Origin of the sequence: Thermoflexibacter ruber (genome assembly GCF_900113045.1) — a bacterium.
Lineage (GTDB): Bacteria > Bacteroidota > Bacteroidia > Cytophagales > Thermoflexibacteraceae > Thermoflexibacter > Thermoflexibacter ruber.
This window is the reverse complement of sequence record NZ_FONY01000004.1, coordinates 41,357-58,654: the sequence shown is the minus strand read 5'-3', so window position 1 is coordinate 58,654 and position 17,298 is coordinate 41,357. Positions and strand designations below refer to the sequence as shown.

The window sequence follows — 17,298 nt, the reverse complement described above, 5'->3', positions numbered from 1 at the left end:
CTGTTCGTTTAGATTTTGCTTAAAAACTCCATAGTGTCCACGCCATCGGCATAGTCAGTAATGATTGGAGTTTGTGCCTCCCCAAAGTGAATACAATCTGACAAGAGCTTGCTATCACCTACTATGCACTGTATCTTTTCTTTGTGGAGTTCCAAATTTTCTACTAAGTTAGCGAGATTTGCGTATTTTTCGTAATGTAGTACAGAAATAGGAGAAAAGAAAGAAGAATTTTCTACTAACAGCAAAAAGCCATTGTCTAAGTGATTGATTTTGTTTACCAAATAAATAGACTTGTTGTAGTCATAGTTATTGACGTACTTGTGATGCTCAAAGACTTTTTTGAAACTTTCTATGGATTTAAAAAATAAAGTAAAGTCGTAGTTTTCAGGGATATATATCTTAGTAACATTCCTACAACCCAAGCCATAATAAGTAAAAATATCTTTTGCTAAGTTTTCTAAGTCTCCTTGGCTTTCTTTTCCATGAAGAATGGCTACGGAAGTCCTATTTTTGCGAATGACATGAGGATATTTGCCAAAATAATATTCAAAGTAGCGTGCTGTATTATCGCTTCCCGTAGCAATCACTGCATCAAATCCTTTTAACTGCTCTACTATTTCTATTCTGTGGCTAAGTTGGGGTTCTATGGCTAAGAGTGTGTTTATCAAAAACTTCATCAATACGCTATCGCTGCTACTTAGTTTGGCTTGTAAGAAATGCCCACTCACCAACACGCAAATTAGGTCATGCACCCCTACCATAGGAATATTTCCTGCCATGACTACCCCTATTTTTCGGGGGTGAGAAGGGGTAGGATAGCTCTCAGCCCACTTTCGGAAGGTAGTTTCTTCTAAGTAGTGTACCAAACCTTGCAAAGCTAACTGCACGTTTTCAGGAGTAAACCAGTTGTTTTCATTTTGAGCGTGAAAACTCAGTATAGTTAAATCTTCTGGCGTTAGTTCTTGTATCCGTTTTCTTAAAGTTAAAAAAATCTCAATGAGATATGATTTATTCATCGGCTTCATTATCAGACAAATAGTATTTACAAAGCAATACAAAGCCGTAAAATTACGTATTTCATCTCACTATCAACTTTAATGTTTGTATTTAATTCTGTTAAAAACTTCTATGCAAGCTCTGCTGTTGTGGTAAGGGCATTTCCAAAGGGTAACTTTGTCGCCGTTTTTGTTATTGGCAGAGATGAACCATTCACCATTTTCTTTGTCAATCAAATTTTTCTTAGTAAATTCCCAAGAGGCGAGGGATTTGTCTAAAAAATGCTTAGCTCGGGTGATTTGCCAAGCACTGAAGAAACCCACCATAGCCTCTGCCTGTACCCACCAACTTTTGTCATCGTTGCGATGTCCTGTTTTGCGGTCAAGTTCATACTTCATGCTGCCGTCATTTTCTAAGCCCATAGCTGCCGCCAATGCCATTTGGGTACAGATTGGCTTTACTTTTTCTACCAATAATCTGTCCCCAAGTGCCTCTGCTGCCTCCAGCAACAGCCAAGAACACTCTATATCATGTCCGTAAGAGTCTATTTGGGAGGTAGGTGTCCATTTTTCATCAAAAAATAGCATGAGATGATGCGAACTTGGGTCTATGATATGAGATAAAAAATTGTCTATGAGGTGGTATAACTGCTTTTGCAAACCTTCCTCTTTCCAAACTTTATACAAATTGGTGTAGGCTTCTAAAATATGAAGATGCGTATTCATCGTCTTTTTTGCTCCACCACTGCTCAAATGTAGCTTGTCCGTAGCTTGCCAATCTCGGCTAAAAGCATCTATATAGCCCAAGTTTTCTTTGTCAAAACTGTATTTTTCCATGACTTGATAAATACCTAATGCCTTATCTAAGACTTCTTGCTTTTGCACTGCTTTGAAGTACTCGCTGAGGGCATACACCGCAAAGGAGTGAGCATACATTTGCTTGCTTGTGTCCAAAGGATTCCCTTGATTATCTACTGTCCAATATACTCCATGTAAATCCTTGTCTATAAAGTAGTTAATTAAGTTTTGGTAAGCAACTTCCGCTAAAGGCAAGTATTTGGCATATTGTTGCTTGTCAAAGTTGTAGGCAGCGGCAAAAGTCCATAAGATACGACTGCCCAAGACAGTGCCTTTGGGTGCATTGGGAATGACTTGATTATCTTTATTTACTCTGTGATGAAAGGTGTTATTTTTTTCGTCAAAGGTATTTTTTGCCCAATAAGTCAATATGTTGTCGAGTTCTTGGCGAACTTCTTTGGCATAGCGAGCAGACTTTGCTTGTGTTTCCATTTCCATATCTTGAATGATGAGTGATTAGCCAAATTTAGGGAAATATTTTTGAAAAACAATCTTACAAAAGTTGCTCACCTACCTTTGCTCTTTGCTTGTCCAAATCCGTACACACTCTATCTAATTTATGAACATTTTGTAAAAATCATCATAATGTAAGCTGTTGATTTTAAAAATTTTACGATTTTGGTATAGGATTAGTAAAAATAAATTCGTACACTACATAGGGGTAAAACTTCCCCAAGTTGTCTTAGGTACAAAATCAGAAAACTTAAACAGATTATTCACTTAAACCTTTTTTAAACAAATTAATTTATATGAAAACTATTCGTTTTTTTATGTTTGCTCGCATGTTTACTCTTTTGGGGCTTTTATCAGTAGTATTATTTTCTGGCTGCCAACGATTTGAAGATGTAGGTGCTTTCCAAGAAGAAAGAAAAACCTATGATTTGAGTGGTTTTACTAGAGTACATATCGGGAGTGGTTCTAAAGTTACTATCCAACAAGGAGCGGCTTATGGTGTATTTGTGAGAGGAGATAGTCGCAACTTAGATGACCTCAGAGTAAGGGTAGAAAATGGGATTTTGAAAGCCGACTACTATCCTCATAATCATAGGAATCGCCAGTATAGGACTGAATTTACTATCACTATGCCAACATTGGAGGGAGTTGATTTTTCAGGGGCAACTATTGCTGATGTAGGAGGTTTTGAAAATAGCCAAAAAATGTATGCACGTTTATCAGGTGCTTCAGAAGGAGTCCTTAGCATTAGAGCAAATGAGATTGAAATAGATTTGTCAGGTGCTTCACGTCTTTCTGGGGTAGGTGCTTCTCAAAAAATGAAGGCAGATATTTCAGGAGGAGCAGAGTTATCTTTCTTTGGCTTCTCAGTAGAGGAGGTACAAATTTCTGCTTCAGGTGGTAGCAATGCTAAAGTAAATGTAAGTAAAACCCTTCGTGCAGAAGCAAGTGGCGGTAGTCATATTCGCTACATTGGCAATCCTTCTTCTGTAAGCAATAATTCCTCTGGTGGGAGTAGTATCTCAAGAGAATAGGCAGTATCTGCTAAGTTCAAATGAAAAATACTGTGGTTGTAGAGTTTTTACTATGTGATTTTCAATATAATACCTTTGCAGCCTTAGATTTTTGATTTAGCTAAATTACTATGGCTGGTGTATGGAACACAGATAATACTGATGAGGCACAGATTTTTGGATAGTTTATTTAGTCAAAATCTGTTTAATCCCTATAATCTGTGTTCCAACAAACCAAGATAACTTTCTAAAAGTCCTCAAAATATGGTAAAACTTACAGAGTAAATAAGCAACAATCTTTTAATTCCCTGTAAATACATTAAGCCACCCTTTGCAAGTTTTTCCGTCGGGCGAACTGACTAAGTAATAATACACCCCTGCAATGCCTTCCCCTTTCCAATCATTTTGGTAGTTATCGCTTTTATAGACCAATTTTCCCCATCGGTTATAAATTTCTACTTTTAAGCCTAAAATAGGAGAATTGAAAAATAGGGTTTCATTTTTTCCATCGCCGTTGGGCGTAATTACGTTAGGAAAAATAAATTCCTCTATTGCTAAGTTCTGCACAAATTGGCTGGAGCATCTCCCCTCGCTGACAGTAAGTGTTACGCGATAGTTTCCGCTTTGAGTATATTTGAAAGGAGGTGGCTCTTTTCCTACAAAGGTTTGCCCATTGCCTAAGTTCCACACAAAGTTTGCCTCCTCAGGGCTGGTATTGACTAAGCGAACCGTAGGAAAAGGAGAACAAAAATCTTCATAATTGACGGCGAAACTTGCTGATGCAGGATTGATTACACGAACTAAAGTAGAAAGCTCCTGAACGCAACCTTCTCTGCGCGTAATACTTACCGTATAACGAGTGGTCTGTGTTGGGCGTGCTATAGGGTTGGCAATATTCGGATTACTTAGTCCTGTGGCTGGACTCCACCGATAGGCAATCCCTCCTGTTGCTACTAACTGCAAGCTTTCGTTGGTACAAAGTACGCTGTCTTTTGTTATGGTGGGCATGAGGTCTGCTAACACAGAAACATTTACCATTTGTGAAAATTGACTTACGCAGTTTGCTCTCCTTGCTGTCAAAGTGATTTGGTAAGTTCCACTTTCTTGGTATTTGAAAGGTGGAGGATTCTGCCCTGCAAAAGTTTGCCCATTACCAAAATTCCACTCGAAAGCAGTAGCATCTGTACTTGTGTTGGTAAGGCGGATAGTAGGGGAGGGGTCGCAAATATTCTCTGTATTGACCGTAAAGCTAGCAATAGGATTAGCCACTGTTACCGTTACAGCCGTATCCCTGCGACAGTTTTCTCTGTTAATGATAGTTACTTGGTAACGAGTGGTTTGGCTTGGCTGTGCTACTGGGTTTGCTATATTCGGATTACTCAGCCCTGTGGCAGGTTGCCAAATGTAGCTATTTCCTCCTGTTACATTCAGTTGCACGCTTTGCCCTCTGCATATAATCGTATCTCTGGTAATCGTAATAGGGGGTAAATCTGCTTGCACCACTATATTTACGTCCCGAGTAGCCCGATTCGTACAAGTACCTATCCTTGCTGTCAAGGAGATTTGGTAAAAACCACTTCTTGTATATTTGAATGGAGGAGGAGTTCGCCCTATAAAAGCCCTACCATCTCCCAAATCCCAAATATACTCCGTAGCATCTGGGCTGGTATTGGTAAGCCTCACTGTAGGAGAGTTATCGCAAAGGTCATCAAGGGCTAAGTTAAAACTTGCCACTGGATTAGCCACCGTAATTAGTACGGAAGTATCCTTAGAACAACCCTCTGGATTAGAAATAGTTACAGTGTAGCGTGTAGTTTGGGTAGGGTTGGCAATAGGATTAGCGATATTAGGATTACTTAAACTTGCCGCAGGTGTCCAACGATAGGTTGTGCCTCCTGAGGCTTGTAGTTGGATAGAGGTACCTCGGCAAAGAATAGTATCCCTGTTGATGGTGGCGTTTACCACAGGCAGAACGGTAATCGTATCATAAGCAAACAGGGTAGCACAAGTAAGTTTGCTACTTACTTTTTGCTGTACGATGTATCTCCCCGGTTGAGTAAAAGTATAAACAGGCTCGCTGACTTGGGTAACAAGCAAACCGTTACCGATATTCCACTCAATTTCTTGGGCATTAACGCTTCGGTTCTGGAAGCGAATACGCAAGGGGGCGCAACCGCTTCTTCTTTCCACACTTGTTGCCGCATCTAAGGGGCGCAACCCTGCTTGGAGAATTTCTATGTCTATTTTAAAAGCTGCATTATTACAGCCTTCGGTATCTCCACCTGTGGGAGCGGCATTATTTACCCTTGACCATGCACCCGGAGTAGTAAAAAAACGATTAGAGCGGCATACGCAAGCGGCGTGATACACTACTCCTTTTTTATCAAAGCGACAAGTTCCTCCGTCTATATGGTCGCCTTCGCCACCTACTCCTCCAAAAAATGTAGCATATAGCAAGGATTTTGCATCTTTTTCTATGAGCATCAAATGAAAATCTTGCCCATCGGTAGTTCTTCTTATGGCATCAGCAGTAGTAGGTAGCCCAACTGTGGTGCTATTTGCAGGGTAGCCAGCTTGCAAGTTTCCGCCCCAACCCGCTACATACATATTCCCACATTCATTCACCAAAAAGGCTGTCAAAGACAAATCAGGTGTTCGCCTTCCCGTACCAATAACCGTTGACCATAAAGAAGTGCTTAGATTAGGGTTTAATTTGTGAATAAACTGCCCACTATTGGCATTGCTGTAAACGCCTGCACTTACAGGGTACTGCCCCCTTGTATTTCCTAAGACATAGACATTATCCTCTTGGTCTAAGTCTAAGATAAAGGCTTGGTCATACTCTGATGTGCCTAAATATGAACCTGTTAAGAAAGTACCATTTGTAGTAAAGCGAGCTACGAATCCGTCAGAACTCCCACCTTGGAAAGTGGGTCGGAAAGAATTATTAGAAGTACGTAAGTTGTTGCTTGTAGTACTTCCGCAAACTAAAATTTCGTTTACCTTATTAATTTTGATAGAATAGCCTACGTCAAGTCCACTCCCTCCCCAATAGGTACTCCAAAGTAGGTTGTTCAGACCTTGACTTAGTTTAATAAAAACAGCGTCTTGTAAACCTGAGAGATTAGTTTGTGTAGCGGTTTGTAGAGGAAAATTAGTGGAGCGAGTAGTAGAAGCCACATACACGTTGTTAAGCGCATCTACATTGACCTCTCCTCTGAGTTCATCACCGTAGTTATGTACGAAAGCTGTTCCAAAAATATTTAATCCGTCGTTTCCTGAACCTCCTAAATAAGTGGAAGCCAGCAATGCGTTTCCATTGGTGCTTAGCGTACTCACAAAAATATCACTCCCATTATTGTAAGGAATCCCGCTAATTGCCTCAAAGCTGTTTGCTCCACTGCCTCCGTTATAAGTACGGTCAAAAGCCCCAACAGTAGTAGGGAAGTTGGTAGAGCTTGTCGTTCCCATGACTACTAATTGGTTTAAATTATTAACTACCAAGCTATGAGGAACTTCTGCAAATGAACCTCCTAAAAAAGTAGTATAAAGTTGGAGTGTACCTGTGGGGTTGTATTTAGAAATACCTACGTCTATTATTCCGCCAAAAAATCTTTGGAATGCCCCTACCGTAGTGGGGAAATTTGTCCCAAAAACTGTTCCTGCTGTGTAGAGGTTGCCTAAGGTATCATAGGTCGCTGTATTGCCCCAGTTGTTTGCTGTAGAGCCAGAGAAAGTAGAAAAAACTAATTGTGGGTCTATGACTAAAGGCAAATTTTTATTATAACTTCCCAACTCAAAGCTGACTACATTATTTTTCAATACGAACTTAGAGGGAATTTCTACTTTTTCTCCGTTGATGACTTGGTAAGTAAAAGGCTTTTTTTCACCGAAAACATGAATAGAAGTGGTGATTTCCAGATTTCCTTCTTCTGAAATACGCATTTGCTCTGCTCCTTCGTATTGCATTTGTATTAGGTTAGGATTTGCCCCTGCCTCCACTACAAACTCATACTTTAATCTCTGCCCTTGTGTAAACAATCTAAGATTAATTCCTTGATAAATAGATAGATAGTTTACCTCTTGGAAAGACTGCACATTGCTTGCCCACTTGCTTTCGTCTTCGCCTATAAAGTAGTTGCGAATCCCACTTATTTTCCCTTTTCCACTTACCATAGGTTGCGAACGAGCATTTAAAAATTTAACTGATACCCCATGAGCTTTGATATTGAACTTGCTCTCGTCAGCGTTATTACCTTCTACCCTTGCCTTAGTATTTTCATTGGTTTCTTTTTTCTTAGGGTGTCTGAGTTCGGATACGGCTTGGGCATCATAAAAGCCGTAATGCAAGCCATTTTTTTTCAAAAACAAAAAACCATCAGGAATATCAGCGCGGAAAAGCACTTCTTTTTCCCACTGATTTTTATTTTCTGTAAATTGGAATAAGGGTGCAGATGCTATTTGGGGGCTTTTAACACGCACTTGGGCAAAGGCACAGAAAGATGTTAAAAGCAAGAAAATCAGGATAATTCGCATGGCTTAGGAGAATGATAAATTGGATAATTTAATATACATATTTCATAAGCAAAGATACGAAAAGATTAAAAGACTTGGTTGCAAAGCAAAGAGATATTTGCAAGTATTTCTGGGTAAGAAGAAAATAGTTTTATTTTTATTCAACTTATTTTGTAAATTTATCGTTTAATAAAAGCGTATGAGAAAAAGTGCTAATATTTTACGGATTGTTTTGGGAACAGTAGTTTGTTTCTTCATTGTGCAGTTTGTACAAGTGCTTGCTTTTCATACATATACAAGTTCAGCAGTAGATAAGCAAACTTCAAAAGAAAGCCACCTCACAGTCCATTTAAGTCATATCTCTGGCTATGCCTTAGCACCTGAGAGTTCTTGTACTTTGGGTTATACTTTTTCCTCTCTCGCTAAAAGCCAGTCTAAGGTTTTCTTTTCTACTACCAAAATAAACGAGCAAGTACTTCATGCCTTGTATGTCCAGTACACTTTCTATGCTCGTAATCTCCTTATTTGTTTCCGTCCCACAGATATAATCTTTCCTTTTCACTATTTCTGGTAATCCATTTTAAATTCTCCTTAGGCTGCTTAACAGTCTAAACCTACGTCTGGGTATTGGCACAAGCTATATACCTTATTTTACTTATTTTTCTCACAATCAAAAAATTACTCATTTAAAATGGAATCAAATACCTTGATAGCAGGGCTTATTGCTTTGGCTATCTGCTTACTTCCTTTCGTGCTTGTTAGCAGGAATAGAAAAATCAAAGAAAGGCAACTTACTCAGGCACTTCAGGCTATTGCCTCGCAAAATTATGGACAAGTTGATGAATATGATGCTTGGGGAAATACCGCTATTGGCTTGGATAAAAAAGCTAATGCGATTATCTTTTACAAACATACAAAAGATGAGGTCATCTCTCATTATATTTCCCTTGCTGAGGTACAGGAATGTCAAGTGATGAATACACACAAAGTATTCCAAGAAAAAGAAAGTACCTATGAGGTTACTTATAAATTAGAGTTAGTATTTACCTTAGAAGACCCGAAACAAACTCCTATAACCTTAGAGTTTTACAATAAAGACCACGATAGTTCTACTCCTTCAGGAGAAATAGAAATAGTAGAAAAGTGGTTTCAAATAATACAACAAAAAGTAGAAGCTATTTAGACAAGTACAAAAACCTCTGGCTTGTAGAGATGAATGGCACAAGCCAGAGGTTTAGCACCAAGGCATGTACTTGCCTAAAACAATAAAATCATCTACTTGATAATTAATTTTATGCAAAAAATTCTTTTTTATCGGATAAATTACTAATTTTGCAGTCCTAAATCTGAAACTGAAATTTTAAATCTTATTCATTCATTTTACGCAAGATATGATAGTCATTAATATTAAGGAAAACGAATCTATTGATAAAGCATTAAAAAGGTTCAAAAAGAAATTTGAAAAGACAGGAGTGTTAAGAGAATTACGCGCAAGAACTGCTTACGAAAAACCTTCAGTAAGAGATAGAAATACACGCTTGCGTGCTATTTACAGACAAGCACTTCAAAGACAAGAAATGAAGTAAACTGAGGAGATTTGAGAGCAGATTAATGCTAATTTTTTTCTCAAAAATAATTTTTTCAAAAGCAAGGAGTAGGTTCAAAATTATTTGAATCTACTCTTTACTTTTGTTGAATCATTTATAAAATCTATTCGCCCCTATGGCAGAACTTATACAAATACACCCCGACAATCCAGACCGTAGAAAAATTAGTAGGGTAGTTGAGTGTTTGAAGGAAGGTGGAGTAATTATCTACCCGACAGATACAGTCTATGGTATTGGGTGCGATTTGTATAATCAGAAGGCAATAGAGCGTATTTGTCGCATTAAGGGGGTTAAGCCTGATAAAATGCACCTTTCGTTTATTTGCTACGACCTAAGCGACATCAGCCAATACGCCAAGCATATTAGTACACCTACTTTCCGTCTGATGAAAAAAGCCCTACCTGGTGCTTATACTTTTATTTTAGAATCAAGTAGCGAAGTCCCTAAGATACTGAATAATAAAAAGAAACAAGTAGGTATCCGCGTGCCAGCCCACGAAGTTCCTCGTCAGATTGTGAAAGAGTTAGGAAATCCCATTCTCACTACTTCAGTGAAAGACGAAGATGAGGTATTGGAATACATGACCGACCCTTCCCTTATAGATGATAAATATGGACATTTGGTAGATATTATCATAGACTCAGGCTACGGGGGAAATATCCCTTCCACCGTCATCTCTTGTATAGATGACAACTTTGAGGTAATCAGAGAAGGAGCGGGAGAAATAGAAAATTTGTTTTAATGTTAATTGTCCAAATTTATTTATGCTGTTGTCCGATATTTTCTTACAATACTACGAATCAATACCACAGCTCCCCAAACGATAAGTCCAGTCCCCCCTAATAGAACTAAGACAGCTAAAACCTCATTACCTGCACAAGCAATAGAACAAGAGAGTGCTGCTAACATCAGAAAGACTACAAGAGCCAAAAGAACAGATAAAATAATTAGAATGACTTTTGCACCTGAACCTTGTTTTTTCCAGTCTTGTAAAATTTGCTTGACTGTATTTTTGACAGCCTTTCTATATTCCTGCCGAATCTCACGCTTAGTAGCTTTTTTATTCACTTTGGCAGGGGATATGCTTGCTGCAACTACTTGATAATCATAGCTACTTGTTTGTTGTAATTCCCAAGAGGCGATGCGTTCAGGTAGGCGATTCCCTACAAAAACACAGATAAAAAAGCAAAGGCAGTAAATCAATGCTAACACAGTGGTACGCTTGCGATAGCTTAGATTGCGTTCAGGTAAATAAACCCAGAACAAGTAGGATATAGCACCTACTAAACCTGCTTCCCAAAACCAACTTAATTTCTCTACCTCAGCAAATAGGACTACTCCCAGCCCTATGCCTAAAAACACCAAGAAATGGCAAAGTATGATAATGCTAATACGACTAAGCCAAACATGGTTTTTTGCCCAGTATGATATTTTCTTCATATAGGTATGATATGTTTAAATGAATAAAAATAAAAAAGCGGATTGAGATTTTATTAAATCTAATCCGCTTTTTGTGTATTTCGTGTATTTAATTAGTTTCCTCTGCCACCTCTGCCACCTACGGAGCGGCTTCCACCGCCACCACCATAGGAACCGAAGCCGCTTGAACTGCTACCATAGCCACTATTCCCTGAAGAACCTCTAATGCTATTGTTATAAGAACCGCGATTATTGTAATCTACTGAACGCATTCCCCAATTAGAACCGTTAGCAGTGTTAGGAGTACCATAGAAGTAACTATTCGCTGTACCTCCTTTGTACTCTACTGCGTTGTAGTTGGCACTATTGCCTACACTTGAATTAGAGTAATTACCATAAGCACTGGAAGACCTAATGTAGCTTGCGTAATCTGCCCCACTTGTTGGACGAGTAGCAGAATTGGAAGTTACTGTACTTCTTGAAACGCTGTTTACTACATTTTGATATGGACTAAAGAACATATTTCTTCCCCAATACATACTATTCCAGTTGTTCCAACCCATACCCCAGCCCATGTTCCATCTGTTCCAGCTATTCATCATCCAAGGACTGTTCCACGCCATTCTGTTCATCATCCATGGGTCGTTCCACATCATGGAGTTCATCATCCAAGGGTCATTCCACATCCAAGGATTGTTCCACGCCATTCTGTTCATCATCCATGGGTCGTTCCACATCATGGAGTTCATCATCCAAGGGTCATTCCACATCCAAGGATGGTTCCACGCCATTCTATTCATCATCCATGGGTCGTTCCACATCATTGAAGGATTGCCCCACATCATACCTACGCCAAAAGAACTCATAAATGGATTGTTGAAAAATCCAAATCGGTTGTTTATTGCCGCATTATTGGCATAAAGACTATTGAAACTATAATCTCTTCTGTAATCTTTCCTAAAATAAGGAAGATTAGTAGTGTTTTGATTTGTATTTGCTTGGTAATCAGGATTAGCAAACTTAGAGCGCATAGATTCATCTTGCATCGCATCGCGCATGGTGATTGCATTCAACTTTGCTGTAGATGCTCTCTTTGCTACCATCTCAGACTCTCTATCCTTTGCAAAGAAATATAAGTCATCAGACTCCTGCGCCAAGATTACCCCTACACTCCATACAAAGAGCATAGCAAGTAGAAATAAAGAACGAAGACTTTTCATATTATTTATATTTTAACGTTTAACATACAATTTTAATACTCTTACTCTTATAACAAATACGTTGATATTTTAATTCAAGTTGCAAGCTATATAAAATTTTGTATTCTTACAAGTTATGATAAGATTTTTCTTATAGCCTCAATAATAGACAAATGTTGAGTCAAATAGTTGCCCAATCCGTCTAAATTAATTTGTTAAGTTTTGCTAAATTATTGTTAGGAAATATACAGAAGTAAATGGCATGAAAATTTGCTTAAAGTATTATTCTAATGAACTAAACCAGAAGTAAAATCTGTTACAGGTTTGTTTGTTTACTCAAAAAATACTTTTTTACATTTTATATTTACAGCTAATTTATTCTTAACCAAGATGATAAAAATCAATAAGGAGCAAATCATTGTGTTGCTCTTAGCCTGTATCAATTTTACCCACATCATGGACTTTATGATTATGATGCCCTTAGGTCCCCAATTGATGCGACTTTTTCAGATTTCTCCCCAAGAGTTTGGTCTAATTGTTTCTGCCTATACGTTTAGTGCTGGAATCTCAGGCTTTTTAGCGGCATTTTTCGTAGATAGGTTTGATAGAAAGCAGATTTTACTTTTTGCCTATACAGGTTTTGTATTAGGAACTTTTGCTTGTGCTTTTGCACCTACCTATCTTTTTTTGGTTATTGCAAGAGTACTTACAGGAATTTTTGGTGGGCTAATAGGAGCGCAGGTGTTTTCTATTATTGGGGACATCATTCCTTATGAACGCAGGGGGAGTGCTATGGGTAGCATTAGTGCTGCTTTTTCTATGGCTTCGGTGGTAGGCGTGCCTTTTAGCTTATATATCGCTGCCGAGTTTTCTTGGCACGCTCCTTTTGTGCTGATTGCTTCTTTGGGTGCATTGCTTATTCCATTTGTTTACAAAATTTTTCCCAAAATGGACAGCCACATACAGCAATCAACTAAAAATCAACCTTTTGCAGTAATAAAAAACATTGCCAAAGACTCCAATCAGCAGTTGGGTTTGCTCTTTGGGGTAATCTTGATGGTAGGGCATTTTTCTATTATTCCTTTTATTTCTCCTTATATGGTAGCAAATGTAGGTTTTTCAGAAAAAGAACTGACTTACATTTATTTTGTAGGGGGAGTATTGACTTTTTTTACTTCCCCATTCATTGGCAAACTTTCTGATAAATACGGAAAACTGAAGATTTTTACCTTGTTTGGTATTTTGGCTCTTATTCCTATCTTCCTGATAACCAATATGCCCAAAATTCCTATTCCGCTGGCTTTGGTAGTTACGGCTATGTTTTTTGTTTTTGCGAGCAGTCGTTTTATTCCTGCCAATGCTATGATTACGTCTTTGGTAAGCCCCCAACAAAGAGGAGGCTACATGAGTATCTCGTCCTCTTTGCAACAACTGGCTTCGGGGGGAGCGGCTTTCATAGCAGGTTTAATAGTAAGTAAATCAGCGAGTGGGGAGTTGCAAAATTATGAGTATGTGGGTTATATGGCGATTTTGGTAAGTATTGCTTGTGTTTTTGTTGCTCAAAAATTAAAGACAGCAGGTTTGCAAACTCAACCTTCATAATTTTTGGCATAATTTTCCTTTTAAAAAGACAACGCAAAAGTGCTTTTAACGTTTAAGTTATCAAATAGTTTCAACGCTAAACCCCTCTATGAAATATTTTGATAAACTTGACTGAGATTTGCTGATACTAAACGTCTGAATACTAAAAACATGAAAAAGCTTTCCTTAACCTATGCAAGTAGCTGTTTATTAGTTATATTTTTAGGCTTCCATACTTATATTTTTGCTCAAAAGAGCGAGGCAACGGGTAGTGAAGAAAGAACGCTCTCTCCTTACTTTGTGGTACTTACAGAAAATCCTGACATAGACCAAATGCCTTTGAAAAGTACTTCGGCTGAGGTAAATATTGCAGGGGTCATTGCCGATGTAAAAATGCGTCAGGTCTATATCAATACAGGCAAAAAGCCATTAGAGGCTTTGTATGTATTTCCTGCCTCTACGCGTGCCGCCGTGTATGCGATGCAGATGCAAGTAGGCAGAAGACTAATAGTGGCTAAAGTAGCTACCAAAGACCAAGCTCGCGAACGCTACGAGCAGGCAAAGGCACAGGGAAAAACAGCTTCTTTGTTAGAGCAGGAACGCCCTAATGTTTTTCAAATGAGCGTAGCTAATATCCAGCCCAATGATTCTATCATTGTTACGATGAGTTATACGGAACTCCTCGTCCCAGAGGACGGTATATATGAGTTTTCCTATCCTACCGTAGTTGCTCCTCGTTATTCTACTTCTATTGCCAGCTTTGCCAGAGCTAATGAGAAATGGATAGAACAGCCTTATGAGCAACAAGGGAAAGCCCCTTCTTATACTTTTGATATTAAAACGAGGATTAATGCAGGAATACCAATAGAGGAAGTGAGCTGTTCCTCTCACAAAACAGTGATTACCAATGAAAAAGATAATTCAAAACTCGTCAAATTAGACCCTGCTGAAAAATTAGGCGGGAATAGAGATTACATAGTCAGGTATAGATTGGCAGGAAATCATACCCAATCAGGTTTACTCACTTACGAAGGGAAAGATGAAAATTTCTTCTTACTCATGTTGCAACCACCTAAGCGAGTAGAGGAAACCCAAATTCCTCCAAGAGAATTTATTTTTCTTATAGATGCCTCTGCTTCTATGGAAGGTTTCCCTATCAATGTAACCAAGTCATTGATTACTAATCTTTTGAATGGATTGCGTCCTACTGACTATTTCAATATCATGCTTTTTGATAATACCCATAATTTTATCTCCCCTAAGCCTCTCGCAGCAAGCCAAGAAAATATAAAGACAGCACTGAATAAAATTATCTTGCGAAATGCTATTGGAGGTACGGACTTGCTTCCTGCGCTGAGGAGTGCTTTTAATCACAATAAGCAAACAGACATTGCTAAGACTTTTGTAGTGATTACTGACGGTTTCGTTTCTTTGGAAAAAGAGGCTTTTGACCTGATTCGCAACAACTTAGGCGAAGCAAATTTATTTTCTTTTGGTATAGGAACGAGTGTAAACCGCTATTTGATTGAGGGAATGGCACACATGGGCATGGGCGAGCCTTTTATTGCCACCAACGAAGCAGAGGCAGTAAAAGCGGCAGAAAAATTTAGAAAATATATTCAAACTCCTTTGCTTACCAATGTAAAGGTAGAATTTCAAGGATTGCAAACTTATGAGGTAGAGCCTCCTACTATTCCTGATGTATTGGCAGAGCGTCCTGTGCTTGTTTTTGGAAAATATAAAGGCAAATTGCAAGGAAGTATCAAGGTTACTGGAAAAACAGGAAAAGGAGATTTCGAGAGTGTAGTAAATACTGCCTTAGCAAGTACACAAAATAACCAAGCCTTGAGGTACTTATGGGCAAGGCAGAAAGTAAAAACCTTAGACGATTATAATGCAGTCAAGTTAAGTTGGGAGCAGGTAGAGCAGATACTCAACATCGGTTTAAAGTATCACTTACTTACTAATTACACCTCTTTTGTAGCCATAGATTCCACGATTAACCGACAAAAGCAAGTAGCTTCTGTCAATCAGGCGTTGCCTTTGCCACAAGGTGTAAGTAACTCTGCCATAGGTGCGCAGTATAGAACTAATATTGTGGAAGTATCTTCTACAAATTTGAATTACAACCAAAGCAAGTCAGGAGGGAATACCAAAAGAGGCTCAGACGGTATTCGCTACGCCCTGCCCGACCAAACCAAACTCTTAGGAGATTCTCTGGTACTTAGCTGGGATTTGGTAGAAGATGCCAGCTACAAAAATCAGATTGATAAATACGAAGTTCAGATTTATGACCTGACTGAGGAGTTACTCTTTAAACAAAGCACACCAGCCAAAGCACTGATTATCAATATCAATAAAGATAAATTAGCTATACATGAGCATTTTATCGTTAAAATTATTCCTTTGGACAAAGCAGGTAAGCCACTTATCAATGCGGACAACTCCGAAGGCATCTCCATACACAAACTGGAGGCAGGGCAGAAAAACTCTTTGCAAAGCGAAGTGAAAACTACTTTCAGTACCCAAAAATCTTGGGCAGATAAACTCTTTGAAGTAGCCAAATTCTTTGAAAGTCAGCAACTTTGGGTAGATGCCATGAATACCTACGAAACAGCAAGTCGCACCCTGAAAGACCGCCAAAAACTAAAAGCAGAAGTGCTGTATCAAGAATTTTTAGAAAGGAATAATATGAGTTTGAAGTAAGAAGTAACCAAAGGCTTCTCTCAAAGAAGCCTTTAACTTTTTTTATTCAAGAATAAAGCATAGATTTGTAAACTTACTTACTTAATATTTGTCCTTTAGGAGTAAAAGGTTGTAAAAATTTTGCTAAAACTGAAAAATAGTGATGGTAAAAAGAATTTTTATCTTATTGCTTGTCAGTGTAATTGTAAGTTTTTGTAGTAAAAAAACATACTCGCAAGAGCTTAATGCACTTCTATTTTCTATAGAAGATGAGATTAGATTAGGACAACAAGTAGCCAATGAAGTGGAAAAAGACCCTAAGAACAGGATTTTAGATGAGAAAAAATATCCGCAGGCGTATGCCCATTTGCGGAGAATTACCAATACAATTCTCAATTCGGGGCAGGTTCGCTACAAAGAACAATTCCCTTGGCAGGTAAAAATCATACATAATGATAGCGTTCTCAATGCTTTCTGCGCTCCGGGTGGTTTTATTTATGTCTATACAGGTATCATTAAGTTCTTGGACACGGAAGACCAGTTTGCAGGAGTCATGGCTCACGAGATAGCCCATGCAGACCGTCGCCATGCAACCAATAATTTGATGAAAATGTATGGATTGGGAATGTTGATGCAATTAGTCTTAGGGGAGAATAGTGGGAATATGATTGCACGAGTAGCTGCAAGTCTGTTAGGTTTAAATTTTAGCAGAAGCCATGAAAGAGAAGCAGATGATTATTCGGTGATTTACCTTTGTAATACTCCTTACCAAGCCTCTGGGGCAGCAGGATTTTTTGAAAAGCTACAAAGGAGTAATCAAGGGGCAAGAACGCCTGAGTTTTTAAGCACTCACCCCAACCCAGCCAATAGAATACAAAACATAAAAAATGCGGCTACGCAACGCAAGTGCAATCTGAAAGCATCAAATAATGCAAGCTATCAGGCTTTTAAAAATAGCTTACCAAGATAAGTT

Annotated in this window: 13 protein-coding genes; 8 read left to right on the top strand and 5 right to left on the bottom strand. The window is 38.5% G+C overall.

The window, feature by feature from the left end; genetic code table 11:
* Positions 1-8 precede the first annotated feature (8 nt).
* Together BM141_RS03095 and BM141_RS03090 are read right to left on the bottom strand one after the other, a co-directional pair.
* A complete protein-coding gene (locus BM141_RS03095) occupies positions 9-1,016 on the bottom strand; it encodes an acyl-CoA reductase (protein WP_091539857.1) in 1,008 nt (335 codons plus the stop codon).
* A gap of 78 nt (positions 1,017-1,094) precedes the next feature.
* Complete coding sequence (locus BM141_RS03090; RefSeq protein WP_221407621.1) at positions 1,095-2,291, bottom strand: AGE family epimerase/isomerase; 1,197 nt, start codon at positions 2,289-2,291, stop codon at positions 1,095-1,097.
* A 311-nt stretch (positions 2,292-2,602) separates the two neighbouring features.
* Here BM141_RS03090 and BM141_RS03085 point away from each other — a divergent pair, with 311 nt between their 5' ends.
* Entirely contained in the window at positions 2,603-3,340 is a 738-nt protein-coding gene (locus tag BM141_RS03085; RefSeq protein WP_091539853.1) for a head GIN domain-containing protein, read from the top strand.
* A gap of 279 nt (positions 3,341-3,619) precedes the next feature.
* Here BM141_RS03085 and BM141_RS03080 read toward each other — a convergent pair whose 3' ends face one another.
* Positions 3,620-7,855 carry a DUF7948 domain-containing protein gene (locus tag BM141_RS03080; RefSeq protein ID WP_091539850.1) on the bottom strand — a complete coding sequence of 1,412 codons (4,236 nt, stop codon included), beginning with the start codon at positions 7,853-7,855 and terminating at the stop codon, positions 3,620-3,622.
* Between the two features lie 178 nt (positions 7,856-8,033).
* On the opposite strand from BM141_RS03080, the gene BM141_RS03075 reads away from it, so the two are divergent.
* The 4 genes from BM141_RS03075 (at position 8,034) to BM141_RS03060 (ending at position 10,183) form a co-directional block, all read left to right on the top strand.
* Positions 8,034-8,408, top strand: coding sequence for a hypothetical protein (locus BM141_RS03075; protein WP_091539846.1), 375 nt, complete (start codon positions 8,034-8,036; stop codon positions 8,406-8,408).
* Between the two features lie 117 nt (positions 8,409-8,525).
* Positions 8,526-9,017 (top strand): hypothetical protein, encoded by a 492-nt coding sequence (locus tag BM141_RS03070; protein ID WP_091539843.1) that lies wholly within the window; start codon positions 8,526-8,528, stop codon positions 9,015-9,017.
* A gap of 208 nt (positions 9,018-9,225) precedes the next feature.
* Positions 9,226-9,420 carry a 30S ribosomal protein S21 gene (gene rpsU / locus BM141_RS03065; RefSeq protein ID WP_091539839.1) on the top strand — a complete coding sequence of 65 codons (195 nt, stop codon included), beginning with the start codon at positions 9,226-9,228 and terminating at the stop codon, positions 9,418-9,420.
* Positions 9,421-9,556: 136 nt separating this feature from the next.
* The gene (locus tag BM141_RS03060; RefSeq protein ID WP_091539835.1) at positions 9,557-10,183 is read left to right on the top strand and encodes an L-threonylcarbamoyladenylate synthase; all 627 of its coding nucleotides are present in this window, start codon (positions 9,557-9,559) and stop codon (positions 10,181-10,183) included.
* A gap of 20 nt (positions 10,184-10,203) precedes the next feature.
* Here the strand turns inward: BM141_RS03060 and BM141_RS03055 are convergent, their stop codons facing one another.
* Together BM141_RS03055 and BM141_RS03050 are read right to left on the bottom strand one after the other, a co-directional pair.
* Entirely contained in the window at positions 10,204-10,881 is a 678-nt protein-coding gene (locus tag BM141_RS03055) for a hypothetical protein (protein WP_091539831.1), read from the bottom strand.
* Between the two features lie 92 nt (positions 10,882-10,973).
* Positions 10,974-12,080: a hypothetical protein gene (locus BM141_RS03050; RefSeq protein WP_143090779.1), complete on the bottom strand. Its 1,107-nt coding sequence runs from the start codon at positions 12,078-12,080 to the stop codon at positions 10,974-10,976.
* A gap of 369 nt (positions 12,081-12,449) precedes the next feature.
* Between BM141_RS03050 and BM141_RS03045 the strand changes: the two genes are divergently transcribed.
* The 3 genes from BM141_RS03045 to BM141_RS03035 all read left to right on the top strand — a co-directional run bounded on the left by BM141_RS03045 (position 12,450) and on the right by BM141_RS03035 (position 17,295).
* Positions 12,450-13,661, top strand: a complete 1,212-nt coding sequence (locus BM141_RS03045) for an MFS transporter (protein WP_091539825.1) — start codon at positions 12,450-12,452, stop codon at positions 13,659-13,661.
* A gap of 150 nt (positions 13,662-13,811) precedes the next feature.
* Positions 13,812-16,346, top strand: coding sequence for a VIT domain-containing protein (locus BM141_RS03040; RefSeq protein ID WP_091539821.1), 2,535 nt, complete (start codon positions 13,812-13,814; stop codon positions 16,344-16,346).
* A gap of 142 nt (positions 16,347-16,488) precedes the next feature.
* Positions 16,489-17,295 (top strand): M48 family metalloprotease, encoded by an 807-nt coding sequence (locus BM141_RS03035; RefSeq protein WP_245763969.1) that lies wholly within the window; start codon positions 16,489-16,491, stop codon positions 17,293-17,295.
* Positions 17,296-17,298: the final 3 nt, after the last annotated feature.

What these genes read in the sequence shown, in the direction of transcription:
- BM141_RS03035 (WP_245763969.1), top strand. Translation starts at nt 16,489, where the DNA reads ATGGTAAAAAGAATTTTTATCTTATTGCTTGTCAGTGTAATTGTAAGT.
- BM141_RS03090 (WP_221407621.1), bottom strand. Translation starts at nt 2,291, where the DNA reads ATGGAAATGGAAACACAAGCAAAGTCTGCTCGCTATGCCAAAGAAGTT.
- BM141_RS03095 (WP_091539857.1), bottom strand. Translation starts at nt 1,016, where the DNA reads ATGAATAAATCATATCTCATTGAGATTTTTTTAACTTTAAGAAAACGG.
- BM141_RS03070 (WP_091539843.1), top strand. Translation starts at nt 8,526, where the DNA reads ATGGAATCAAATACCTTGATAGCAGGGCTTATTGCTTTGGCTATCTGC.
- BM141_RS03080 (WP_091539850.1), bottom strand. Translation starts at nt 7,855, where the DNA reads ATGCGAATTATCCTGATTTTCTTGCTTTTAACATCTTTCTGTGCCTTT.
- BM141_RS03045 (WP_091539825.1), top strand. Translation starts at nt 12,450, where the DNA reads ATGATAAAAATCAATAAGGAGCAAATCATTGTGTTGCTCTTAGCCTGT.
- BM141_RS03075 (WP_091539846.1), top strand. Translation starts at nt 8,034, where the DNA reads ATGAGAAAAAGTGCTAATATTTTACGGATTGTTTTGGGAACAGTAGTT.
- BM141_RS03055 (WP_091539831.1), bottom strand. Translation starts at nt 10,881, where the DNA reads ATGAAGAAAATATCATACTGGGCAAAAAACCATGTTTGGCTTAGTCGT.
- BM141_RS03050 (WP_143090779.1), bottom strand. Translation starts at nt 12,080, where the DNA reads ATGAAAAGTCTTCGTTCTTTATTTCTACTTGCTATGCTCTTTGTATGG.
- BM141_RS03060 (WP_091539835.1), top strand. Translation starts at nt 9,557, where the DNA reads ATGGCAGAACTTATACAAATACACCCCGACAATCCAGACCGTAGAAAA.
- BM141_RS03040 (WP_091539821.1), top strand. Translation starts at nt 13,812, where the DNA reads ATGAAAAAGCTTTCCTTAACCTATGCAAGTAGCTGTTTATTAGTTATA.
- BM141_RS03085 (WP_091539853.1), top strand. Translation starts at nt 2,603, where the DNA reads ATGAAAACTATTCGTTTTTTTATGTTTGCTCGCATGTTTACTCTTTTG.
- rpsU (WP_091539839.1), top strand. Translation starts at nt 9,226, where the DNA reads ATGATAGTCATTAATATTAAGGAAAACGAATCTATTGATAAAGCATTA.